The organism is Gottschalkia purinilytica (assembly GCF_001190785.1).
Lineage (GTDB): Bacteria > Bacillota > Clostridia > Tissierellales > Gottschalkiaceae > Gottschalkia_A > Gottschalkia_A purinilytica.
Genome location: NZ_LGSS01000002.1, coordinates 44,067 through 68,074 on the forward strand (window position 1 = coordinate 44,067; position 24,008 = coordinate 68,074).

General features: G+C 26.9%; 21 protein-coding genes. 2 read left to right on the forward strand and 19 right to left on the reverse strand.

Features of this window, described 5'->3' with window-relative positions; genetic code table 11:
- Positions 1-230: 230 nt before the first annotated feature.
- Together CLPU_RS02030 and CLPU_RS02035 are read left to right on the forward strand one after the other, a co-directional pair.
- Positions 231-422 (forward strand): hypothetical protein, encoded by a 192-nt coding sequence (locus tag CLPU_RS02030; protein WP_050353982.1) that lies wholly within the window; start codon positions 231-233, stop codon positions 420-422.
- A gap of 17 nt (positions 423-439) precedes the next feature.
- A complete protein-coding gene (locus tag CLPU_RS02035) occupies positions 440-676 on the forward strand; it encodes a spore coat protein (RefSeq protein WP_050353983.1) in 237 nt (78 codons plus the stop codon).
- A gap of 142 nt (positions 677-818) precedes the next feature.
- Here CLPU_RS02035 and CLPU_RS02040 read toward each other — a convergent pair whose 3' ends face one another.
- The 19 genes from CLPU_RS02040 to CLPU_RS02130 all read right to left on the reverse strand — a co-directional run bounded on the left by CLPU_RS02040 (position 819) and on the right by CLPU_RS02130 (position 23,839).
- Positions 819-1,049, reverse strand: a complete 231-nt coding sequence (locus tag CLPU_RS02040) for a PepSY domain-containing protein (protein WP_050353984.1) — start codon at positions 1,047-1,049, stop codon at positions 819-821.
- Positions 1,050-1,375: 326 nt separating this feature from the next.
- On the reverse strand, positions 1,376-3,004 hold the full coding sequence (gene groL, locus CLPU_RS02045; RefSeq protein WP_050353985.1) for a chaperonin GroEL: 1,629 nt from the start codon (positions 3,002-3,004) through the stop codon (positions 1,376-1,378).
- Positions 3,005-3,076: 72 nt separating this feature from the next.
- Positions 3,077-3,358 (reverse strand): co-chaperone GroES, encoded by a 282-nt coding sequence (locus CLPU_RS02050; protein ID WP_050353986.1) that lies wholly within the window; start codon positions 3,356-3,358, stop codon positions 3,077-3,079.
- Between the two features lie 273 nt (positions 3,359-3,631).
- Positions 3,632-4,306, reverse strand: a complete 675-nt coding sequence (locus CLPU_RS02055; protein WP_050353987.1) for a DUF554 domain-containing protein — start codon at positions 4,304-4,306, stop codon at positions 3,632-3,634.
- A gap of 83 nt (positions 4,307-4,389) precedes the next feature.
- The gene (locus CLPU_RS02060) at positions 4,390-5,181 is read right to left on the reverse strand and encodes an ABC transporter ATP-binding protein (RefSeq protein ID WP_050353988.1); all 792 of its coding nucleotides are present in this window, start codon (positions 5,179-5,181) and stop codon (positions 4,390-4,392) included.
- A complete protein-coding gene (locus CLPU_RS02065; RefSeq protein WP_235436084.1) occupies positions 5,156-6,064 on the reverse strand; it encodes an ABC transporter permease in 909 nt (302 codons plus the stop codon). The genes CLPU_RS02060 and CLPU_RS02065 overlap by 26 nt, the downstream gene beginning before the upstream one ends.
- Positions 6,057-7,097 (reverse strand): ABC transporter substrate-binding protein, encoded by a 1,041-nt coding sequence (locus tag CLPU_RS02070; RefSeq protein WP_050353989.1) that lies wholly within the window; start codon positions 7,095-7,097, stop codon positions 6,057-6,059. Before CLPU_RS02070 ends, CLPU_RS02065 begins: the two co-directional genes overlap by 8 nt.
- Before the next feature lie 215 nt (positions 7,098-7,312).
- Positions 7,313-7,729, reverse strand: coding sequence for a HutP family protein (locus CLPU_RS02075; protein ID WP_050353990.1), 417 nt, complete (start codon positions 7,727-7,729; stop codon positions 7,313-7,315).
- Positions 7,730-8,033: 304 nt separating this feature from the next.
- Positions 8,034-8,744 carry a TraX family protein gene (locus CLPU_RS02080; protein ID WP_050353991.1) on the reverse strand — a complete coding sequence of 237 codons (711 nt, stop codon included), beginning with the start codon at positions 8,742-8,744 and terminating at the stop codon, positions 8,034-8,036.
- A 195-nt stretch (positions 8,745-8,939) separates the two neighbouring features.
- Positions 8,940-10,955, reverse strand: coding sequence for an ABC transporter permease (locus CLPU_RS02085; protein ID WP_050353992.1), 2,016 nt, complete (start codon positions 10,953-10,955; stop codon positions 8,940-8,942).
- A complete protein-coding gene (locus tag CLPU_RS02090) occupies positions 10,942-11,709 on the reverse strand; it encodes an ABC transporter ATP-binding protein (RefSeq protein WP_050353993.1) in 768 nt (255 codons plus the stop codon). The genes CLPU_RS02085 and CLPU_RS02090 overlap by 14 nt, the downstream gene beginning before the upstream one ends.
- 277 nt (positions 11,710-11,986) lie before the next feature.
- Positions 11,987-13,948: an FtsX-like permease family protein gene (locus CLPU_RS02095; RefSeq protein ID WP_050353994.1), complete on the reverse strand. Its 1,962-nt coding sequence runs from the start codon at positions 13,946-13,948 to the stop codon at positions 11,987-11,989.
- 240 nt (positions 13,949-14,188) lie between these two features.
- Positions 14,189-16,165: an ABC transporter permease gene (locus CLPU_RS02100; RefSeq protein ID WP_050353995.1), complete on the reverse strand. Its 1,977-nt coding sequence runs from the start codon at positions 16,163-16,165 to the stop codon at positions 14,189-14,191.
- Positions 16,152-16,919, reverse strand: coding sequence for an ABC transporter ATP-binding protein (locus tag CLPU_RS02105; protein ID WP_050353996.1), 768 nt, complete (start codon positions 16,917-16,919; stop codon positions 16,152-16,154). Before CLPU_RS02105 ends, CLPU_RS02100 begins: the two co-directional genes overlap by 14 nt.
- A gap of 250 nt (positions 16,920-17,169) precedes the next feature.
- Positions 17,170-19,122, reverse strand: a complete 1,953-nt coding sequence (locus CLPU_RS02110; protein WP_050353997.1) for an FtsX-like permease family protein — start codon at positions 19,120-19,122, stop codon at positions 17,170-17,172.
- A gap of 165 nt (positions 19,123-19,287) precedes the next feature.
- Positions 19,288-20,355 carry a sensor histidine kinase gene (locus tag CLPU_RS02115; protein WP_235436085.1) on the reverse strand — a complete coding sequence of 356 codons (1,068 nt, stop codon included), beginning with the start codon at positions 20,353-20,355 and terminating at the stop codon, positions 19,288-19,290.
- Positions 20,356-20,365: 10 nt separating this feature from the next.
- Positions 20,366-21,058: a response regulator transcription factor gene (locus tag CLPU_RS02120; RefSeq protein ID WP_050353998.1), complete on the reverse strand. Its 693-nt coding sequence runs from the start codon at positions 21,056-21,058 to the stop codon at positions 20,366-20,368.
- Between the two features lie 77 nt (positions 21,059-21,135).
- A complete protein-coding gene (locus CLPU_RS02125) occupies positions 21,136-22,023 on the reverse strand; it encodes a DNA-3-methyladenine glycosylase family protein (RefSeq protein ID WP_050353999.1) in 888 nt (295 codons plus the stop codon).
- A 622-nt stretch (positions 22,024-22,645) separates the two neighbouring features.
- Positions 22,646-23,839 carry a dicarboxylate/amino acid:cation symporter gene (locus CLPU_RS02130; protein WP_050354000.1) on the reverse strand — a complete coding sequence of 398 codons (1,194 nt, stop codon included), beginning with the start codon at positions 23,837-23,839 and terminating at the stop codon, positions 22,646-22,648.
- Positions 23,840-24,008: the final 169 nt, after the last annotated feature.

Below are 24,008 nucleotides of genomic sequence, written 5' to 3' on the forward strand. Positions count from 1 at the left end.
ATGTTTGTCAAGCATTTTTGTTTTTAAAATTTTGTCACTAAGATTGTTTTATGTAAACCATTTAAAATTTTTTTAATTATCAATTATAAAAAAGTTTTCTCATTAAATATACTTTTTAACTATTAATTATTTTATTACATGATATCTCATATTTTTCAAGTTATATATTTCATTTACATAGAGATAATAATTATACAACAATTAATTTTAACTCGAAATGAGGGATTTTTATGTTAGATGAAAAATCTATAAGTTTAGTAAAAGAACAATTAAATAATGAATACGTACTTTATAAAAAATATTTAAACTATAGTAATATGATTTTTGATAGTGAACTTAAAAATATATGCTATGAATCAAGTCTTAAACATAAAGATAATTATCAAAGCATAGTTTCGTACTTAGATTCACTTAAAGGATAAGAGGAGTGATTTTATCTATGTATGTTTATAATCTTTTAACAGAGAAAGATATGCTAAATGACCTCATTTATTCAGAAAAATATATATCAAATTCTTATAGTAGTATTGTTTTAGAGTTACCATGCCCAGAACTTAGAAAAATACTTTTTAGATGTCAGTTAAATGTACAGAGTATTGAGTCTAATATTGAAAATGCTAGAAATGAAAGAGGTTGGAACCTTAACTCATTATGTAAACTTAGTTCTTATTCTTAATATTTATAACTTTCACGTTTAAACTATTATAATTCACAAAAAAGCTCCTATATAAAACTTTAAAAGTTTTACATAGGAGCTTTTAATATAAACTCATTGTCTTAAATTAATTTTATATATTCATTTTTAATTATTTCTCTAATTAGTCCCTATCAATTTCAATTATTCTTCCTGTATCAGCATTTATTTTAACCTCATATACTCCATAATCAGTAAGAATTTTAACTTCATAAACCAATAAACCATTTTCAGTATCTAATTCAGCTTTTATTACTCGCCCCGGAACTTGTCTTAGAGCGATTCGAATAGCTGTTTCGATATCTATACGATAGTTGATCCAGTAGTCCCATGTATTATAGTAATACCTCAACATATACACCTCCCTCTTTTGCATTTATACAACTATTATATTCAAATGCAAAAAAGTTGGTGCTTTCGAATCTCATTAAATAAACTATTTTGTAAGAAAGTATTAGATCAATTCTAAGGCTCATTTTTAATTTTTAAAGCTTCTTTATACATTATCTCTATATCAATTTGCATAAATATGCTACTATACTTTTAGAAGCTAATATAAGTCTTGAATAGTTTTAAAAAAATTTGCCAACCAAAAGTCATCCTATATTCGCAAATGGTTGGCAAATCTCTTTTATAAAGTTATTCAAATGTTGGTTTTAACACCTTTCACCACTTGATTTATTACATCATTGGCATTCCGCCAGGCATTCCACCGCCCATTTCTGGTACTGATTCTTCTTCTATATCAGTTACAGCACTTTCAGTAGTTAATACCATTGAAGCTACAGAAGCAGCATTTTGTAAAGCTGATCTTGTAACTTTAGTTGGATCAACTATACCAGCTTCGATCATATTTACATATCTTTCATTTAATGCATCAAATCCAATTCCTTGTTCACTTGCTTTTACTTTTTCTACTATAACTGATCCTTCTAGTCCAGCGTTTATAGCTATTTGCTTAACTGGTTCTTCTAATGCTTTTAATATTATTTGGATACCAGTTTTTTCGTCTCCTTGTGAGCCTTCTAGTAACTTTTCTACAGCTTTACTAGCATTTAATAATGCTGTACCACCACCAGATACCATACCTTCTTCAACTCCAGCTCTTGTAGCAGCTAAAGCATCTTCTATTCTTAACTTTTTCTCTTTTAATTCAGTTTCAGTAGCTGCACCAACTTGAATAACTGCTACTCCACCAGATAATTTAGCTAATCTTTCTTGTAATTTTTCTTTATCAAACTCTGAAGTAGTTTCTTCTAATTGAGCTTTTATTTGATTAACTCTATCTTTAATATCTGATTCTGCTCCAGCACCGTTTACAATAGTTGTGTTTTCCTTATCAACTTTAATAGTTTGAGCAGTTCCTAAAAGGTCTAGTGTAGTTTCTTTTAAGTCATATCCTAATTCTTCTGAAATAACTTCTCCACCTGTTAAGATAGCTATATCTCTTAACATGTCTTTTCTTCTATCTCCGAATCCTGGCGCTTTAACAGCAACACAGTTAAATGTTCCTCTTAATTTGTTTACAACTAATGTAGCTAATGCTTCTCCTTCTACTTCATCAGCTATAATTAATAATTGCTTACCTTGTTGTACTATTTGTTCTAATACTGGTAATATCTCTTGAATATTAGTTATTTTTTTATCTGTAATTAAAATATATGGATTTTCTAATTCTGCAACCATTTTTTCAGTATCAGTTACCATATATGGTGATAAGTATCCTCTATCAAATTGCATACCTTCAACTACATCTAAAGTAGTTCCCATTGATCTTGATTCTTCAACTGTTATAACTCCGTCTTTACCTACTTTTTCCATTGCTTCTGCTATTAATTGTCCTATTTCGTTATCATCAGCTGAGATAGATGCAACTTGAGCAATAGCGTCTTTAGTTTCTATTTGTTTTGAGAATGATTTTATTTCTTCAACTACAGCTCCTACTGCTTTGTTTATTCCTTTTCTTAAAATCATTGGATTTGCACCAGCAGCAACATTTTTAAGTCCTTCTCTAATAATAGCTTGGGCTAATAATGTAGCTGTAGTAGTACCATCTCCTGCAACATCATTTGTCTTAGTTGAAACTTCTTTTACTAATTGTGCTCCCATATTTTCAAATGGATCTTCTAATTCTATTTCACGAGCTATAGTTACACCATCATTAGTAATAAGTGGTGATCCAAATTTTTTATCTAAAACAACGTTTCTTCCTTTTGGACCTAAAGTAACTTTAACAGTATTAGCTAACTTATTTATACCTCTTTCCATAGCACGACGTGCTTCTTCGCCAAACTTAATATCTTTAGCCATTATATTCACACTCCTCAGTTATTTTAAAATTGTAAGTACATGATATTAATAATAAAATTATATGATTTAAAATTATTGAACTACTGCTAATACATCAGCTAATTTTACTATTGTATATTCTTCTCCATCTACTTTGATTTCTGTTCCAGCATATTTTGAAAATATAACTTTGTCTCCTACCTTAATTTCATCTTTTTTCTTTTCGTCATTAGTAATTCCTGCTCCAATAGCAACAACTTCAGCGATTTGTGGTTCTTCTTTTGCTGTACCTGGAAGTACTATACCACTTTTTGTTTTTTCTTGAACTTCTACTTTTTTGATAACAACTCTGTCTCCTAAAGGCTTAACGCTCATTAAAAACCCTCCTTAGATATATATTAAATTTAAGTATATTTAACTGCTTTTTTTCATTATTAGCACTCACCTTGATAGAGTGCTAATCCTTATGAATATTATGTTACTTAATAAATAGTCTCTAATCAAGCTTTTTTTTTAGATTTAAATGATAATTTAAAGGTTTTATTTTAAATTAATATCAATTTTCTTCCTATTATACTTTATTGCTTGATTTTTCTTATGTTCCTATGTTTAAGTAACTAAACTATATTTTGCCCACTTTTCATTTTATTAGACTAATGCATAATACATTAATATTATTATTAAAGATGGTATCATATTCCCTATCTTTATTTTCTTTATATTTAAAATATTAATTCCTATGGCTATTATAAGTAATCCTCCTAAAGCCGATACTTCATTTATCATTTGAGGAGTAAAAAAGTCTTTTACCATTGAAGCACTAAGAACTATAAGTCCTTGATATATAAGTACAGATATTGATGAAAAAGCTACACCTATTCCCAAAGTAGAGCCAAATACTATTGATGTCACTCCATCTAATATAGATTTAGCATAAAGTGTATCATGACTCCCTTTAAGTCCACTCTCTAGTGAACCTACTATAGACATAGCCCCTACACAAAATATTAATGTAGTAGTAACAAATCCCTTAGAAAAGCTTCCTCCTTCCTTAGAAAATTTTTCTCCTATCCAATCTCCAAGATTGTTTAGCTTTTCTTCTATGTTTAGCATCTCTCCTATAAGACTTCCAATTACTATACTTATAATTATAGGCAACATAGATTTTGTTTTTATAGCACTTGTAATTCCTATTAATATAACACATAATCCTATTCCATTCATTACAGTTTCTTTATACGATTCCTTTATTAAATTTTTAAATATTAATCCTATAAGTCCGCCTATACAAATTGATATAGAGTTTACAATAACCCCTAGCATGTACGTTATGTCTCCTTCCATATGTAATGATAATCACTAAATCTTTATTTAAAGAAAAAACTTTAGGTATTACCTAAAGTTTTTTAAGATGAAAGTAACGTTCTATCTGATAATAGTCCTTGTGTCTTCTCAAAGTTAGAAAGTAATTTTTCTACTGTTAATTCTTGTTTTTCTTCACCACTTATATCTAGTATAACATTTCCTTGGTGCATCATTATAACTCTATTTCCTAAGTCAACTACATGTCTTAAGTCATGAGTCACCATGAGTGTAGTGACACTATCTCTATTAACTATTTCCTCAGTCAGTTCTATTATTCTTGCAGATGTTTTAGGATCTAGTGCTGCTGTGTGTTCATCTAGTAAGAGTAATTTAGGCTTAGACATAGTAGCCATTATTAAAGATAAAGATTGTCTTTGTCCACCTGATAATAATCCTACTTCTTGATCCATCTTATTTTCTAAACCTAGATGAAGTTCAGATATAAGTTCTTTAAAATATCCTATATTCTTTTTAGATATACCTTTTGTTAATCCAAAATGCTTTCCTTTATTATAAGCCATGGACATATTTTCAAGTATAGTCATTGAAGGTGAAACCCCAACAGAAGGATTTTGAAACACTCTAGATATAACTCTAGTTCTTTTATACTCTGGAAGTGATGTTATATCCTTTCCATCTAAAGTTACAATTCCATCATCTATAGGAAGAACTCCCGATATAACGTTTAAAAGTGTAGATTTACCTGCTCCATTACTACCAATGATAGTTATAAAATCTCCCTTTTCCACTTCTAAGGAGAAATCATTATAAAGTACATTTTCATTAGCTGTATTTTTATTAAAAGTCTTACATAGATTTTGAATTGAGAGCATTCCCTTCACCTCCACTTCTAGTTTTCTTTCCTACAAATAAAGCTTTAATATCTTTACCTCTATTATTTATCCCTAAAAATATTATAACTACGACAGCTGTCATAAGTTTTAAATCCGTAGGTGATGAACTCTTTTCTAATGCAAATGCTGTAGCTAATCTAAAAATAATTGATCCAAATAAAACTGCTGTTGTTGCTTTAAAGAAAGTTAACCTTTTAAATATGGATTGTCCTATGATAATTGATGCAAGTCCCATAACTACAATACCTGTTCCCATACCTGCATCTCCAAATCCTTGATGTTGGGCAAGTATTGATCCAGCTAATGCAACTAGAGCATTTGAAATCATAGTTCCCATTATCTTAGCTTTTCCTATATCTACTCCTAATGAAGTAACTAGTTGAGGATTGTCTCCTGTAGCTCTTAATACAAACCCTGACTTAGTAGATAAAAATAAGTCCAATAATAATTTAGCTAAAATAGTTATTATTATAATTATAACTATACTGTTTATATTATATGAAAATATAGTTTTGGCACCCATTAAAGGTGTATTAGGCTTGCCCATTATCCTTAGATTAACTGAGTACAATCCTGTCATGACAAGTATCCCAGATAAGAGATTTGTGATTCTAAGTTTCACATGAAGAACTCCTGTAATAATCCCCGCTATAGCACCTGCTATAGTAGCCAATATAATGGCTAAGAAAGGATTCATTCCACCAACTATGCAATATGCTGTTACAGAAGCTCCCAAAGGGAAGCTTCCGTCAACAGATAAATCAGGAAAATCTAATATTTTATATGTTATATAAACTCCTAATACCATTATTCCATATATTAAACTTTGTTCTAAAGTACTAATCAAAAAACTACTACTCACCCTTGCCACTTCCTATCATTTGTGCTTTATTTTTTATATCTTCTGGTAATTTGATTCCTAATTTTCCTACAGTTTCTTTATTAATAACTGTAGAAGTTTCTTTTGTTGTTTGCATAGGAAGGTCTTGAGGTTTTTTACCTTCTAATATTTCTATAGCCATAAGCCCTGTTTGATATCCTAGTTTACTATAGTTAATACCATCTGTAGCTAACGCGCCATCTTTAACTTGCCCTTCTTCTGATCCTATAATAGGAATTTTCTTGTCAATAGTCTTTGAATAAATTAAAGGCATAGAAGAAACTACTATGTTATCAGTTGGAACATATATAGCATCTATTTTTCCTATAATAGAATCAAGTACCTGAGCAACTTCATTTGTTCCAGTAACTCCACCTTTAACAATTTTGAATCCAAATTTCGGTGCTGCTTTCTCTGCATCTTTTAATTGTACTTCTGAGTTTGCTTCACTAGTGTTATATAATATACCTATATTTTTGGCATTTGGAACTAATTTTTTTAATAATTCAAATTGAGTATCTATTGATAATGCATCAGAAGTTCCTGTAACGTTGGTTTCTGTTTTTTCTAGACTCTTTACAAGTTTTGCATTTACAGGATCTGTTACTGCTGTTATTAATACAGGTATGTCTTTCTTAGCTTTTTGAGTGGCATTGTATAATCCTTGTGCCGATTGAGTTCCAATACCTAGTACTAAGTTTTTATCTTGTGAAACAAAACTTTGTGCTATATTTTCAGATAAAGACTGGTCACCTTGAGCATTTTTATACTCTACATCTATTTTATCCTTATATCCTTTTTCTTCCAAAGCTGCTATAAATCCCTCTCTAGCGCTGTCTAAGGCTTTATGTTCCACTATTTGTGATATACCTATCTTTATTTTTCCGTTGTCCTCTTTACTACTTTTTGATTTAGAGCTAGTATCTTCTGTTTTTGAACAGCCTGCTAATAGAGATCCCCCTAAAACCAGAGCTAAACTCAAAGATACTATTTTCTTACCTAGCTTTCCTACCATTCTACCATCCTCCTATTTAGTCTTTAATATAGTGTGCTAAACAAAAACACTTTTAAGTATCCTACCTACATATACTTATCTACTATTCTACAAACCTACTTAACTCTTTATTACTAAAAAGTGTTAAAGTAAAAGTGCATAACTATATAATTTAACTGAATTATATAAAAAAAAACATTTCAAGTCAATATTATATACAAAGTACGATATTTTTCCTATAAAACAGGTACACATCTATGTCCTAGTCCAACGACAACTTCATTTAGGTGTAAAAGTCCTATACTCATAAATATACATACACTTAAATGTTCACCATATCTAGCTATACCTATCTTTCCACCTACATTTAATCCATTAGCTTTTGAAGCTACTTGTACTATAGCTTCTCTTGTTGCTCCTGCTACTGCACCATCATGCACTAAACATTCTTTTGTTATACCACTACGTCTTGATGCTACTACTGACCTTTCTATTATCTTGTGTATTGAAGATATAAGGTCTCCACCTATATCAACTCCAGCAGTAATTATTTCTTTTTCTTTAAAGCTATTTATTAATTCTTTTTCTTCTTCTCTAGATGATAATGCTATTTTTATAGCTGCTTTAGCTACATCTATACTATCAAATTTCATAAATTAACATCTCCTTTTTCTTTTGATATAAAGTAAAGCTTAATCTAAGCACTATATAAGTCTTATTTTAAACTTACAAAAATAAAAGTATTATAATTGTCGGTTATCGAATAAAATAATCTTCAACTATATTATAATTATATTAGATATATATTGATATAAGAAATCATTTATAATATAATTCCAAATATTTTACCCATATATTTAAAATAAGAATATAAAAAATACTATAAATATAAGATAATGACTTTTATATTTATAGTATCATAATTTTATCGTCTAAAATTTTAATCTTAAAGTTTTACTACTTAGAAAGTAGATATGTCGAATAAATAAATATTATCCATCCATGCACTGGATAAAATACATAGAAGAAATATTTTATACTTCTACCTCTTTCTCCATTATACATTGATATAGGTATTAATGTAAATATCATCATCCATTGATAATTATTATATAAAAGTGTTTTAAGCGTAAAAGATTCAGCACCAAATATAATGGATAAAGAAAGTATTGCATAAGCTATAAACATAATGCTCTTTTTTTCTCTAAATGCATAAAATATAACTCCTACTAAAATGAATATTGGTCCTCCTTCTACAAATATCGAAAGTGATATTAATATAATTATTCCAATTATTCCAGTTACATATTTTTTATCATTTTTTATTTTTTCAATTAAAGCAAGAATACTCAACGTAACTGCAAGAGTTAGAAAAATGTTGTTTATTATCATAGCGTCATCTGGTCTACTAAAGTATCTATTAATTATTGTGTTTCCTATTTCAGTTATAATCCCCCATATATATAGCCTTGTTATATATTTTTTTCTACTTCTAGTTTTGAAAAATCCTTCAACCGATAAAAAGATAAACATTGGTGCTACCGTTCTGCCCAAGTATTTGAACCAAATTGGCATTCCCATAAAGTTCAAATATGCATACAAATGATCTAGTACCATAAATATAATTCCTATTATTTTTAATTGAAACGAATTAAGTCCTTTTTTCATTTTTTCACCTCTTTTCTTAAGTTTAACTTTTTATATTTTTAAAAGACAGTACACTAAGTAATTAGAATCTTAAAATAAAAATTTGGTACAACCACATAGTAATATATCTCAATTTAAAATCAGATGGGATAAAATTCCCATCTGATTTCTTATTTTAAATACTTAAATATCTGTAAATTTTAGTTTTGTTTTATACTATTTTAAAGCCTCCATCTTCTTAATATATATTGTTCTTATAACTAAGAAGTATATTATTTGGAATACAAGATAACCACCTGCTACTGTTAAGCCATTCATAATTAGATTTTTTTGTAACATTGCTCCTAGTGGTTTTAAGGCAAATAACGAATGTACAACACCCACCACAAAAGGCAAGAAGAATATGATACCTGTCTGTTTAGTTATAATAGACTTAATGTTTTTCCTTGACGCTCCTATATTTCTTAGAATTCCATATTCTATATCATCTTGTTTTATGTCGTTAAATAATTTAAAGTAAATTATACTTCCAGCTGCTATAAAGAACAAGAATGCTATAAAGAATCCTATGAATAATGTCATTCCCATTGTACTTCTTTGTTCTGTATAAGGTATAATTTTAGAATAATAGTAGCCATTTTCTCCACTTACATGTTTATCTTCTGATTTAATTATTTTACTTTGTATCTCTTTAGAAGCCTCTAGTGAATCTTTCCAGTTTTTCAGCTTCATACCATGATATGTCATTACTTGTTCTTCTGAAGCTTTGTTAGATATATCCTTAAACGCTTCATCACTAATAACTAGAAGATCCGAATATTCTGTAAATGTAACATTAATTACAGATTTATATATTTCTTCTTTTATTTTATATTCTTTTGTACTATCTCCTATACTAAGCAATAGCTTGTCTTCATTTAATATTTTCTTCTTTTTATTATTGTCTTTTTTATCTTCAAATTGATTAGGATCAAATGGATAGATATATACTCCTTCATCTTTATTTAATTTAAGCTGTTTACTTCCAATCTTTTTAGCAATTTTATTATATTGAGAATTTGATATAGCAGTAAATATTTGTTCCATTTCTTCCTCATTGTTACCACTAGATACATTTTTAATCTTTCTTGTAAGTTCTATTCCATCAACCTTATTATAGTAATCTACATTTATATTATGTTTTTTTAATATATTTTTAATTTCAGTAACATCTATATCTTTAGACTCTTTACTTTCTATAAAGCTAATTTCATCTGCCATACCCATAGATGCCATCTCAGGTATTTCTGTAAAGAACGTATATACAGTTTCTGTAGCTGTAAAAGTTATAGCCCCTAATATAGCCGCTAAAAATAATACCTTAGCAGTATCTTTTAATTTGAAAATCATTTGAGATAATGCTATCATGTTAGTTTGTTTATAAAATATACTCTTATTATTGCGAAGTCTAGTTGTAATAGCTAAACTAAACTGAGTAAATATAAAGTATGTTCCAGTTATAACCAACAATATTACTGGAATGAAAGCTGCCACTACTTGTATCGGTTTTATAGTCGAAGCTATAAAATATCCTGCGCCTAGAAGTCCAACTCCTAATAAAGATTTTAGCACTGAAAATTTAGGTAATTCTTTAGGAACTTTATTAGACTTTATTTGTTCAACTATTTCCTTACTTTTTATTTTCACAAGCATAAAAGCATTTATAAGTTCAAAAAGTACAAAAAATACTATTAATGTTAATCCTACAGCTTTTAAAGATACACTAAATGGAATGTTTCCTCCTAGAAACGATCCCATAATAAGGAAAAATAGCTTTGAAAAAGCGGATCCCAAAATAATACCTGAGAGTATAGATACAATAGATATTATTGTACTTTCTACCATAACATATTTTTTTATTTGTCTAGTAGTCATCCCGAAGAGAGAAAGAAGTCCAAATTCTTTTCCTCTAGACTTTATAAACATAGATATAGAATACCCTACAAATAATACAGTGAAAATTACTATAATTATTTGACACGCTATAAGTCCTTTGTTCAGAGCTTCTATCATAGCTTTACTTCCAAACTGTTTTGCTAATCCTTCTCCTCCTTCTTTCACTACTTTAGAATTCATTACAAAGTTAGCAAATATAAAAAATACAGTTACTGCAAATGTATTACTTAAATAATACATTATATATCTGTATAAGTTTCCTTTCACATTTTTAGCTGCTATATTAGATAGTGTCATTATAGTTCCCTCCTAGAAGAGAAAGTGAGTCTAATATCTCTTTAAAGAATACTTGTCTACTTGAACCCTTTGTTATCTCTAAAAAGAAGTTTCCATCTTTTATCATTATTATTCTATTACAAAAGCTTGCAGAAAAGGCATCATGTGTTACCATTACTATAGTTGCTTTTCTTTCTTTATTCATTCTTTCAAGTGACTCCATTAAGTCATATGCTGATTTAGAATCCAAGTTCCCAGTAGGTTCATCAGCTAGTATCATAGACGGTTTACCTATAAGTGCTCTTGCACATGCAGTTCTCTGTTGCTGTCCACCTGATACTTCATAAGTTCTTTTGTTTAATATACTATCTATTCCCAATACTGATGCTATTTCCTGAACTTTTGTTTCTATTTCTTTTGTTTTTTCATTATTCATTACTAGCGGTAATATTATATTTTCCTTTATTGACAACGTATCTAGTAAGTTAAAATCTTGAAATATAAATCCAAGCTCATTTCTTCTAAATAATGCTAGTTCATTTTCATTTAATTTATGAGGATTTTTTCCACCTATTAGAACTTCTCCTGATGACGGTTTATCTATTGTTGCTAGTATATTCAAAAGTGTACTTTTACCACTACCAGAAGGACCCATTACTCCAACAAATTCTCCTTCTTCTATAGTCATATTAAAATTATCCAACGCTTTTACAGATATCCCTTTACCTTTCATTCCATATATCTTAGATAAATTCTTAGCTTCTAATACTTTCATTTTCTTACCTCCTATAGTTTACAATCATCTAAAAATAGTTTATCAAATGCAAATATTAAGTAATTATTTTCAACATAGATAAAAACTTTCTAATAACTTAATCTATAACTAAATTAAACTAATCTATTATAGTCATTAGAACTTATGACAATGTAATTTACATTATTATTATAAAAAAATAAGAGAAATCATTGTATTGATTTCTCTTTCAAATATAAAATATTTTCTTACATTATTGTCATGTTTATATCTTCCTTACTCATTTAAGTATATGCCATTATTGAAAATTATCTATTTTTCTTATATATATTTTTCTTACTATTAAGAAATATACTAATTGAACTAAAAAGTATCCAAATATAACTGTTAATCCATTAATAAGTAAGTTCCTTTGTAAGAAATTTCCCAACGCTTTTAATGCAAATAATGAATGAGAAGTACTAACTATAAAAGGTAAAGAAAATATAATTGCTATTTGTTTAGTTATTATTCTTCTTATATCAGATTTTGATGCTCCTATTTTTCTAAGGATACTATATTCCATACTATCTTGCTTCATATCATTAAACAACTTAAAGTATATTATACTTCCTGACGCTATAAGGAACAAAAGTGCTATAAAAAGTCCTATAAACATTACTACACCTAAGCTACTTCTTTGTTCAATATAGAGATCTGCTTTAGTAGAATAATGACCTTCATAACCTTTATTCAAATATTGTCTTATTTCTTTGACAGCCTTATAAGAATTTGATCCATCTTCAAGTTTTATTCCATAATACTCAATTAATTGTTCTTTAGATATATTTTTTAATATTTCTTCGAACTCTATATCATTAACAGATAAAACACCACTATATCGAATTCTTAATGTGTTCATAGGAGTCTCATATATTTTTTCTTTAATGTTATATTTCCTTGTAGTATCATTTATTTTAAATTCTAAAATATTCTTGTTCAACATTTTCTCTATATACGTTTCTTTCCTAGGCTCTAACTCCCCTACCTCTTTAAAAGGAAAAGTATATATTATTTCATTTTTATTTAATCTTATCTGTTTATTATTAGATTGTTTAGCTAACTTATTATATTGGGAATTGGATATTAAAGCTAAACTTTTATAATATGAATCTTTATTATCTACTTCCTCTCCAATTTTAATTTCTACTCCTTTAACCTCGTTTAAATATTTCACCTTCAGATCATACTTTTCTAGTATAGACGTTATTTCACTAATGTCTATTTTTCTATTTATATCTTCCTTGGAGTTCACTATTCCTACATCATCTGGAGTACTCATTCTTATTGCTTCTACAAATTCAGTAGAAAGAGAATATACTGTTTCAGTAGCTGTAAAGGTAATTGCTCCTAATATAGATGCTAAAAATAACACTTTTGCAGTATCCTTTAACTTAAATATCATTTGAGATACAGCAACTATATTTGTCTTTGTATAAAACCTAGTTATATTTTTTTTAAGTAGATTCGTTAGTAATATACTAAACTGAGTGAATATAAAGTAGGTTCCAGCTATAACTATAAGTGTAACTGGTATCATTCTTGATATTACACTAACTCCATATGCATTCCAAGCTAGTACATATCCTACTATTAATAAAGTAATTCCTATTAGAGATTTAAATATTGAAAATGTAGGTACTTCTTTTATAACTTTATTTGACTTTATTTGTTCTATTATTTCTTTGTTTTTTATTCTAATAAGCATCACTATATTTATAAATTGAAATAATAGCAAAAATATAATAAGTGTTAACTTTGTAGCTTTAAACGAAATACCAAATATAATATGTTTCTGTAAAAGTGCCCCTATTATAAGAAAAAAAAGTCTTGAAAACAATATTCCTAAAATGATACCTGAGACAATGGATATACTTGATATTATTGTACTTTCTATTAATACATATTTTCTTATTTGATTTTTAGTCATTCCAAATAATGATAATAGTCCAAATTCTCTCTCTCTAGATTTCAAAAATATAGATACCGAATAAGTTACAAAAAATAATGAAAACATAACTATTATGACTTGACACATTATAAGACCATTATCAATACTACGACTAGCTATTTCTGAGGGACTAGTTATTTTTTTGGGATAAAATACAAAATTAGAAAATATAAAAAATATAGCCACTGTAAGTGTATTACTTAAATAATACATTACATATCTATATGCATTGCCTTTCATATTATTTATAGTTATATTGTGTAGTTTCATTATAGTTTCCTCCTAAAAGAGAAAGTAGTTCTTATAAGTTTTATATATTGTTAATTTTCTAAACAATCAAGCTTGATAAATCTATAGAATTTAAAAAATCAAAAAAGCTATAGACTGATTTGTCTTTCTCATTATAAATCATTACTTATATTATTTTTATATTATAACATAAAAAATAAACATGATTCTTTTTTAGTATTGCTCCATAAGAATCATGTTCATTATTTTCCATTATTGATATTATAAAGTTTCTATTTTCCTTATATATATTGACTTTATTATCAAAAAGTATATTAACTGAAATACAAAATATCCTGTCATTACTATTAATCCATTAGTTAATAAATTACTATTTAATAGATTTGCTAGTGACTTTAATGCAAATAGTGAATGCACTGTACTAATTATAAAAGGTAAGAAAAATATAACGCCTATTTGCTTAGTTATTATCTTTCTTATATCATTCTTTGATGATCCTACTTTTTTAAGAATACTATATTCTACACTGTCTTGTTTCATATCATTGAATAACTTAAAGTATATTATACTTCCCGATGCTATAAAGAATAAAAATGCTATGAAGAATCCAATAAATAATATCATTCCAAAGGCATTTTTTTGTGCAGTATAAGGTTCTATTTTATTAGAATAGTATCCTTCATAATCCTTTCCTAAGAATTGTCCTATTTCCTTACTTGCCTTGTAAGAATCTTCCCAGTTATTCAGTTGTATTCCATAATATTTAAATAACTTTTCTTTAGGTATATCTTTTAATATTTTATTAAATTCATCATCATTCATAACTAAAATCTTGTTATCTTCAAGATATGATCCATTTATAGGCTTCCCATATAATGTTTCTTTAACTTCATATTTTTTAACATTACTATTTATATCTAAGTTTATTCCTTCTTCTTTTAGTCTTTTTTCTTTTTCTAACATTTCATCTTCATTAAATCCTTTTACTGGTTTAGAAGAAAAGATATATACTATTTCATCTTTATTTACTTTTACTTGCTTTTCATCGGATTGTTTAGCTAATTTATTATATTGAGAATTAGATATTATGTTAAAGTCCACAGTATTAGGATCATTTTTATCTTCATTTTCTTTATTTGCAATTTTAGCTTCTATTCCTTCTATATTATTTAAATACTTTACATCTAAATTATGCTTCTCTAATATGGATTTTACTTCTTTAATATCTATTTTATCATTAGTATTTTTCTTAAGCTCTACTATTCCTATATCATTTGGAGTACCTTCTGTTACTCCATTTGTGATTTCAGTAAAAAGTGAATATACCGTTTCTGTAGCTGTAAAAGTAACTGCTCCTAATATAGATGCTAAAAACAACACTTTTGCAGTATCTTTTAACTTAAATATCATTTGAGATAGTGCAACCATATTTGTTTTTGTATAAAATCTACTGTTATTTTTCTTAAGTCCATTTGTTACTGCTATACTGAATTGAGTAAATATAAAATAAGTTCCGATTGTAACTATAACTATAACTGGTATCATTACTAATACAACAAGGGTTCCCCTTGAAATCCAAGCTATACCGTATCCGATAGCCAGCAGTATAACTCCTATTATAGACTTAGTCTTAGAAAACTTAGGCACTTCTTTAGGTATTCTATTCGATTTTATTTGCTCTACTATCTCTTTGCCCTTTATTTTAAAAAGCATAATCATATTTATAACTTCGAATAGCACGAAAAATATTGCGAATGTCAATCCTATAGCCTTAAATGAAATACTAAATGGAATGTTATTTTCTAAAAATTTTCCTATTATAATGAAAAATAGTCTTGAAAGTCCACTTCCTAAAATGATTCCTGAAACAATAGATACGAATGATATTATTGTACTTTCTACCATAATATACTTTCTTATCTGATTCTTTGTCATTCCAAATAGTGATAACAATCCAAACTCTTTTCCTCTAGACTTTAAAAATATAGATACTGAATAAGCAACAAATAATATTGTAAATATAACTATTATAAATTGACACATTATAAGTGCATTAGTAACACCTTGTTGTGCATTTCCATTCCCTAATCTTTTAACGTTAGTTATTTCACTCGGATGAAATATAAAATTAGCAAATAAAAAGAATACAGTTACCGTAAATGTATTACTTAAATAATACATTATATATCTATATAGATTACCCCTAATATTTTTTACTGCCATATTAGATAGTGTCATTATAGTTCCCTCCTAGAAGAGAAAGTGAATCTAATATTTCCTTAAAAAATACTTGTCTACTTGACCCTTTTGTTAATTCTAAGAAAAATCTTCCATCCTTTATCATTATTATTCTATTACAAAAACTAGCAGCAAAAGCATCATGTGTTACCATTACTATAGTTGCTTTTCTTTCTTTATTCATTTTTTCAAGTGATTCCATTAGATCATATGAAGATTTAGAGTCTAGATTTCCAGTAGGCTCATCAGCAAGTATCATAGACGGTTTACCTATAAGCGCTCTTGCACAGGCAGTTCTTTGTTGTTGTCCACCTGATACTTCGTAAGTTCTTTTGTTTAATATACTATCTATCCCTAACACTTTCGATATTTCATTAACTTTTGCTTCTATTTCTTTCGTCTTTTCGTTATTCATTACTAATGGTAGTATTATATTTTCCTTTATTGATAACGTATCTAGTAAGTTAAAGTCTTGAAATATAAATCCTAATTCGTTTCTTCTAAATAATGCTAGTTCATTTTCATTTAATTTATGAGGATTTTTTCCACCTATCAGAACTTCTCCTGATGACGGTTTATCTATTGTTGCCAGTATATTCAAAAGTGTACTTTTACCACTACCAGAAGGACCCATTACTCCAACAAATTCTCCTTCCTCTATAGTCATACTAAAATTATCTAACGCTTTTACGGATATTCCTTTTCCTTTCATTCCATATACTTTGGATAAGCTTTTAGCTTCTAATACTTTCATTATCTTACCTCCTAATCTTTAAGTGAATTCTCAATAAGTAATTATCTTAAAAATGATAATATTTTTTTAATATTTAATCTGCATTAACTTAATACAATGAATTTGAATCAAAATTCTATTTTTAATATAGTCTATAGTCTTATTATAAAAAATTAAGAGAAATCATAGTATTGATTTCTCTTTCATACATAAGTTATTGCCTTACATTATTGTCATATTTACCTATTCACTAGCCAACTAGTAAATATCATCATTTTAAAGCATTTATTTTTCTTATATATATTTTTCTTACTAATAAAAAGTATATTAATTGAAATATTAAATACCCAACCATAACTGTTAGACCATTAATCAGTAAGTTTTTTTCAAAAATATTTTCTAGTAATTTTAAAGCAAATAACGAATGAATCGTACTAACTATAAACGGTATGAAAAATATTACAGCTATTTGTTTTGTTATTATTTTTTTTATATCAGATTGTGATGCTCCTATTTTTTTAAGAATACCAAACTCTACACTGTCTTGTTTTATATCATTAAATAACCTGAAGTAAATTATACTTCCTGATGCTATAGAAAATAAAATTACTATAAAAAGTCCTATAAACAGCATCATCCCCAAAGTATTTTTTTGCTCAGTATATGAATATATCTTAGCGTGATAGCAATCTCTATAGTTTACTCCCATAAATTTTTCTAACTCTCTACTACCTTCATAGGAGTCTAACCAGTTATTTAATTTAATACTATAGTAATTAACTAACTTATTTTGAGGTGTATTTATTATTATATCTTTAAACTCTTTGTCGTTAATTACTAACATATGTCTCATATAAATAGGTGATTTATATATTTTCTTCTTAATTATATAGTTTTGAGTTTTATCATTAATTTTTAAGATTGAATTATCGTTCATTACTTTAGATTCTAGTAATTTGTTGTTATCATAAAATTTAATGTTATCATCAAAATAAAAAATACATATCATTTCTTTTTTATTTATTTTTAATTTTTTCTCTCCTATTCTTTTAGCTATTTTATTATATTGAGAGTTAGATACTAGCATAAATTTACTCATATATTTATTATTTTTATCATTTCCAAATATCTCGTCAGCCTTTATTCCTTCAATCTTATTAAAATATTTTATGTTAACATTATAGTCTTTCAATACAGATTTTATATCCTCAATATCTATATGATCTCGAATATTCTTATCAGTTTGTAGGATCCCTATATCATCTGAATAATGTTCTACTGTCATCATTGGTGTCTCTGTAAAAAATGAATATATTGTTTCTGTAGCTGTAAAAGTTACAGTACCCAATATGGATGTTAAAAATAAAATTTTTGCCGTATCTTTCAGTTTAAACATTATTTGAGATATCGTAATCATACTTGTTTTTCTATAAAATCTTTTAGTATTTTTCTTAAGTCCATTTATTATAGCTATACTAAATTCAGTAATTATAAAATACGTTCCAACTATAACCATAAATGTAGTTAACGCTATTTGTAATGAAATATTATTTAATCTTGTTATCCACGATACAGCATATCCGGCTATTATTAGTACAATCCCTATTAGTGATTTGATTATAGAAAATGTAGGAACTTCCTTTGAAGTTTTATTTAGCTTTATTTGTTCTATTATCTCTTTGTTCTTTATTTTTAAAAACATTATTACATTTATAACTTCAAATAATATAAAGAACAAAATAAATGTTAATATTGTAGCTTTAAATGAGATTCCAAATGCAATACTACTTTTTAAAAATGCTCCTATTATAAGAAAGAATAACTTTGAAAATAAAATTCCTAAAATAATTCCTGAAGTAATAGATGCAACTGATATTATCATACTTTCTATTAACACATATTTTCTTATTTGATTTATACTCATTCCAAATAATGATAATAAGCCGAATTCTTTTCCCCTATACCTTAAAAATATAGATATTGAATAAGTCACAAATATTATAGAAAACATGACTATTATAATTTGACACAATATAATTCCAATATCAATGTTATTCTTTATACTAATACTAACTCCTTGGATATTCGTTATTTTTTTTGAGTAAACCATAAAGTTAGAAAATATAAAAAATATAGCCACTGTAAATGTATTGCTTAAATAATACATTATATATCTATATAAATTTTCTTTTATGTTTTTTAGTGCTATATTATATAATCTCATCGTAGTCCTCTCCTATTATACAACCTACAATGTTATTATAAAAAAATAAGAGAAATCATTGTATTGATTTCTCTTTCACATGTAAGATATTATCTTACATTATTGTAATCTTAAAAATACTTTAACTATTTAGTTAAGGATAAAATGTATAATATATAGCTATTTTTACACTATATCGTATAGACTTCTTCCTTTGTAAAATACTATAGTTATTTCCGTCCATTCGCCTTCTTCAGATTTTACCGATATATCATGTCCTAATTTATTACATATAGTTTTAGCAAGATACATTCCAACACCTGTTGATTCTGAATATATTCGTCCATTTCTACCTGTAAAGAAAGGATCAAATACCTTACCTAAATCTTGCTTAGGTATACCCACTCCTTTATCCTTTATAGAAAGTATTGTCTTTTCAGCGTCAGTATTTACAGTTACTAATACACTCTTATTTTCACTTTCTTTAACTTTAGAATATTTTATACTATTTGATATTATCTGTCTTATAACAAACTTTATCCACTTTTTATCTGTTTTTACTTCTATATCTTCCTTAACGTCTATTTTAGGATAGATAGAGTTCATTATAAATGTATTTTTGCTTTCATTTATAATATTTCTTACTACTTCTAGTATATTTACTCTTTCTACTTTAAAGTCTTGTTCAAAATCATTTACTCTTAGGGTATAAAGTGCCATCTCAAGTCCATGTGATAGTTTCTCTATCTCTTCTTTCATACTAGCATAGTTTCTTCTAGCAGTTTCATCTATATTTCTATCTTCCTCATTTTCCAACATAAGTTTTATTACTGATACAGGAGTTTTCATTTGATGTATCCATCTACTTTTAAAGTAAGTATAATCTTTATAATTTTCTCTATACTTTTCAAGCTTATTCTCATAACTATCATAATTTTTAATTAGAAGCTTTTTAAATAGTTCATGTTCTATACTATTATCTTTAGGTAGCTTAAATATTTCATTTGAATTTTCATTTTCTTCAAGTGCCATATTTAACCCTTTATAAAAACCATGTTTTTTGCTATAGTCTATAACTATGAATACTATAAGAAGTATAGTTGACAATATTAAAGTATAAAGTATATTATCTGTACTTAATTTTTCTTCTCTTATTATTAAATCTAAAGATATTATAAATATAGTTAATCCTATACTTATAAAATATATTAAAAAGTATGAAATCCTATCTTTTAAATACTTTATAAAATTCAATACTAATCACCTATTCCCATGTTTTAATCATTTTATATCCCTGACCTCTTTTAGTCTCTATTGCATTATATATTCCTATATCTTCAAGTCTTTTTCTAAGTCTAGTTACATTTACTGATAATGTATTATCATCTACAAATTCTACATCATCCCATAAATCTTCTAAAAGCTTCTCTCTAGGTACTATTTCATTTAGATTATTTATAAGGCTGTATAATAAAGCAAACTCTTTTTTACTAAGTTCTACTTTTTTGTCTTTCCATTCTACTATATTTTGCTTTATATATAAGTACAGTCCATTTACTTCAGTTACTTCTTTAGACTGCTTTTGTGCATATTCTCCATAAGTTCTCCTTAAAACTCCCTTAATCTTAGCTATAAGTAAGTCAAAAGAAAAAGGTTTAATTATATAGTCATCTCCGCCATGTTCTATAGCCATAACTTGTTCCATATCTGAAAATCTAGCAGATACAAATATTATTGGTACTTTCGATATTGCTCTTATTTCTCTACACCAAAAAAAGCCATCAAAATTAGGTAAATTTATATCCATTAATACCAGATGAGGATCTGCTTTTAAAAATTCACTCTTTATATTAGAGTAATCCTTAACAGTTATTGCTTGATATTCATATTTCTCAATTCTGTCTTTCATTAGGCTTTCCATTTTCTTGTCATCTTCTATTATAAATATTCTATACATGTTATCACCTTAGCTTCTAAAATGTATTAACTATACTATTAGTTTAGCTCATTATTTCAGGGATATATTTAAGATATTTATTTTTTTCCTTTTCCTATACCTAGTTCTCTAGCATAGTAAAATAAATATTGTTGTGCATATCCTGCATATTTTCCAAACTTATCTTGAGCATATTCTTGTATAGCCTTTAGTTTAGTCTCTTCATCTAAGTAAAAATACTCCATAATTCTTTTAACCCATATATCTATAGGAAAAGCATCCTGTTTATCCATAGAAAATAGCATTATACAGTCAGATACTTTTGGTCCTACACCTGCAAATAGCATCAATTGTGTTCTAGCATCTTCTGTAGACAAGTTTTTTAAATTATATATTTCTATTTCATTCTCTGATACTCTAGCTGATGCACTTACTATATATTTTGCTCTAAATCCTGTTTTACAGTCTTCTACTTCTTCTACAGTCAATTTTTTTAGTTTACCAGGCTCAGGAAATCCATAATATTTTTTTCCATTATACTCTCCTATATATTCACCATATCTTTCACTTAATATGTCTATAGCTCTTTTTATCATAGGAATTCTATTATTTGCTGATATTATAAATGATATTAAAATCTCCCATTCATCTTGTTTTAATATTCTTATACCATGTCCGAACTTTATAGCCTCTTTTAGCACAGAATCTTTTGCTAGCTCTTTTTTTATTTCCCCATAATCTGTATCTAAATCAAAGTAGTTATACCATATATTTTTAAAATCCTCTATATTCGTATTTGAAAGTATAACATCATTACCTTCTTTTTTTACATTTATCACTCTATTATAAGCTACTCCAGTAAAACTTCCATCTGATTCTTCATTCCATCTAAAACATTGTCCACATTCAAATATATGCTTTGGCTCAAAATCTTTTACACCTTCTATTATTACTTTTCCGTTATTTTCATAAGCGTTGTATTTCATATTACTCTTCTCCTTTCAGTTAAATATATAAAATAACTATAATAAATAATATTTTAATTTATGTATTAGGGTATCGAATTCTTTATTACTAACCTTTAATTTAAGTAAAAGTTTATATACACATATAAAATATAACCATTATATTATAAAGAAATCATAAACTTTATATAATTTTAAGACAATATTTAAATAATTCTCAAATCTAAGTTTAAAAATAAGCAAATATATAATATTTAAGAATATAAAGTATTAATATATAGTTTTAACGTTACACATACTAAATAACCTTAATATACTTACTTTCTAAAATTTATTCTATCAAATATCTTTGTCATAATTCCATTATTTATTTTTATCTTTAATTATTAAACAATTTAAAAGTAAAATAAAAAACCTTCTTTAACTATTGAATTTCTATAATAGAAATCAATTTAAAGAAGGTTTTAATATAATATATTTTAATCTTTAAAAATATCTAGATTTATTTAATTAATTTAAGTTAGCTCATTATGTTATGCTATTTATTTTTATATTAAAATTACTAGTTTTAAACTATTAAAATTTTAGCAAGAAGATCAGTATAGTATTTTCAGTATTATTAAGATTTAATTAGTATAATAGATTAAGTTATTATTTTATTATCTTTTTTAGGTTCTAATTTTTTTCCTGATATCTTGTTTACAATTATAGCTATTGCTCCATCTCCAGTTATATTACATGCAGTACCGAAGCTATCTTGTGCAATATATAAAGCTATCATCAGTGATGTTAAAGTTGGTGAAAAATGAAGCATACTTTTTAAAAGTCCTAAAGCTGCCATTACAGCTCCTCCTGGAACCCCTGGTGCAGCAACCATAGTAACACCCAACATCATGATAAATGGGAAAATCATTCCAAAAGAAAAGTCCATTCCATTTAGCATCATTATAGCAATTGCACAACTTGTAAGAGTAATGGTACTACCAGATAAGTGAATTGTTGCACAAAGTGGAACAACAAACTCTGCAATTCCATCATCTACACCATTTTTCTTTGTTTGACTTAAAGTTACAGGAATAGTAGCTGCAGAAGATTGAGTTCCAATTGCTGTAAAGTACGCTGGAATCATATTCTTAATTAAACTAAATGGATTAGCTCCTCCTAAAGTTCCTGCAATAGTGTATTGTATTATGATAATTGCAGCATGAAGAAGAAGAATCATAACAAATACTTTTGCAAATACAGATATAATAGCTGCAACTTCTCCTGCATAAGTCATGTTAGCAAAGATCCCTAATATGTGTATTGGCAATAATGGAATAATAATATTAGAAATGAGTTTTTCTACGATTTGTTGAAATTCATTCATAAATTTTTTAATTGTATCACCTTTAATTGTAGCTATTCCTAGTCCTATAGTAAAAGCAATTAAAAGAGCTGTCATAACTCCCATAATAGGTGGCATTTCTACTTTAAAAAATGGAGCTAAAAGTGATTCTTCTGGGTTACTTGCATTTAATGTAAGATTTTTAATATTCATGATCTTAGGTAAAACAGTAGTACTTGTTAAATAAGCTAAAGATCCAGATGCTATTGTAGATATATATGCGATTCCTGTAGTAATTGCAAGAAGTTTTCCTGCACCTTTTCCCAGCTCCCCTATACCTGGAGCCACAAATCCTATAATAATTAACGGAATAGCGAACTCTAAAAAGTTGCCAAAAATACTACTAAAAGTAACAAATATTTTTATAAACCACTCTGGAGCAACCTTACCTACTAAGATACCTATAATAATAGCAATAATCAATTTAGGCAATAGACCTAATTTTTTCATTTAACAAACTCCTTTCTATTTTTTATAATCGATTATGATTATATCAAACAATGTCTTAGTTATGGCTAAATTTTGCTATGAAATCGTTTTCATGATTGTTATACATTATATGCTTAATTAACCTTTCTTGTTATGAATCATCTTTTGCTTATAAAGTAATTACTTATTT

Bases quoted from the DNA above. Each gene is read 5' to 3' on its own strand.
- groL (WP_050353985.1), bottom strand. From the start codon at position 3,004: ATGGCTAAAGATATTAAGTTTGGCGAAGAAGCACGTCGTGCTATGGAA.
- CLPU_RS02110 (WP_050353997.1), bottom strand. From the start codon at position 19,122: ATGAGATTATATAATATAGCACTAAAAAACATAAAAGAAAATTTATAT.
- CLPU_RS02070 (WP_050353989.1), bottom strand. From the start codon at position 7,097: ATGGTAGGAAAGCTAGGTAAGAAAATAGTATCTTTGAGTTTAGCTCTG.
- CLPU_RS02130 (WP_050354000.1), bottom strand. From the start codon at position 23,839: ATGAAAAAATTAGGTCTATTGCCTAAATTGATTATTGCTATTATTATA.
- CLPU_RS02080 (WP_050353991.1), bottom strand. From the start codon at position 8,744: ATGAAAAAAGGACTTAATTCGTTTCAATTAAAAATAATAGGAATTATA.
- CLPU_RS02125 (WP_050353999.1), bottom strand. From the start codon at position 22,023: ATGAAATACAACGCTTATGAAAATAACGGAAAAGTAATAATAGAAGGT.
- CLPU_RS02040 (WP_050353984.1), bottom strand. From the start codon at position 1,049: ATGTTGAGGTATTACTATAATACATGGGACTACTGGATCAACTATCGT.
- CLPU_RS02095 (WP_050353994.1), bottom strand. From the start codon at position 13,948: ATGAAACTACACAATATAACTATAAATAATATGAAAGGCAATGCATAT.
- CLPU_RS02035 (WP_050353983.1), top strand. From the start codon at position 440: ATGTATGTTTATAATCTTTTAACAGAGAAAGATATGCTAAATGACCTC.
- CLPU_RS02055 (WP_050353987.1), bottom strand. From the start codon at position 4,306: ATGCTAGGGGTTATTGTAAACTCTATATCAATTTGTATAGGCGGACTT.
- CLPU_RS02075 (WP_050353990.1), bottom strand. From the start codon at position 7,729: ATGAAATTTGATAGTATAGATGTAGCTAAAGCAGCTATAAAAATAGCA.
- CLPU_RS02030 (WP_050353982.1), top strand. From the start codon at position 231: ATGTTAGATGAAAAATCTATAAGTTTAGTAAAAGAACAATTAAATAAT.
- CLPU_RS02090 (WP_050353993.1), bottom strand. From the start codon at position 11,709: ATGAAAGTATTAGAAGCTAAGAATTTATCTAAGATATATGGAATGAAA.
- CLPU_RS02085 (WP_050353992.1), bottom strand. From the start codon at position 10,955: ATGACACTATCTAATATAGCAGCTAAAAATGTGAAAGGAAACTTATAC.
- CLPU_RS02105 (WP_050353996.1), bottom strand. From the start codon at position 16,919: ATGAAAGTATTAGAAGCTAAAAGCTTATCCAAAGTATATGGAATGAAA.
- CLPU_RS02120 (WP_050353998.1), bottom strand. From the start codon at position 21,058: ATGTATAGAATATTTATAATAGAAGATGACAAGAAAATGGAAAGCCTA.
- CLPU_RS02100 (WP_050353995.1), bottom strand. From the start codon at position 16,165: ATGACACTATCTAATATGGCAGTAAAAAATATTAGGGGTAATCTATAT.
- CLPU_RS02050 (WP_050353986.1), bottom strand. From the start codon at position 3,358: ATGAGCGTTAAGCCTTTAGGAGACAGAGTTGTTATCAAAAAAGTAGAA.
- CLPU_RS02060 (WP_050353988.1), bottom strand. From the start codon at position 5,181: ATGCTCTCAATTCAAAATCTATGTAAGACTTTTAATAAAAATACAGCT.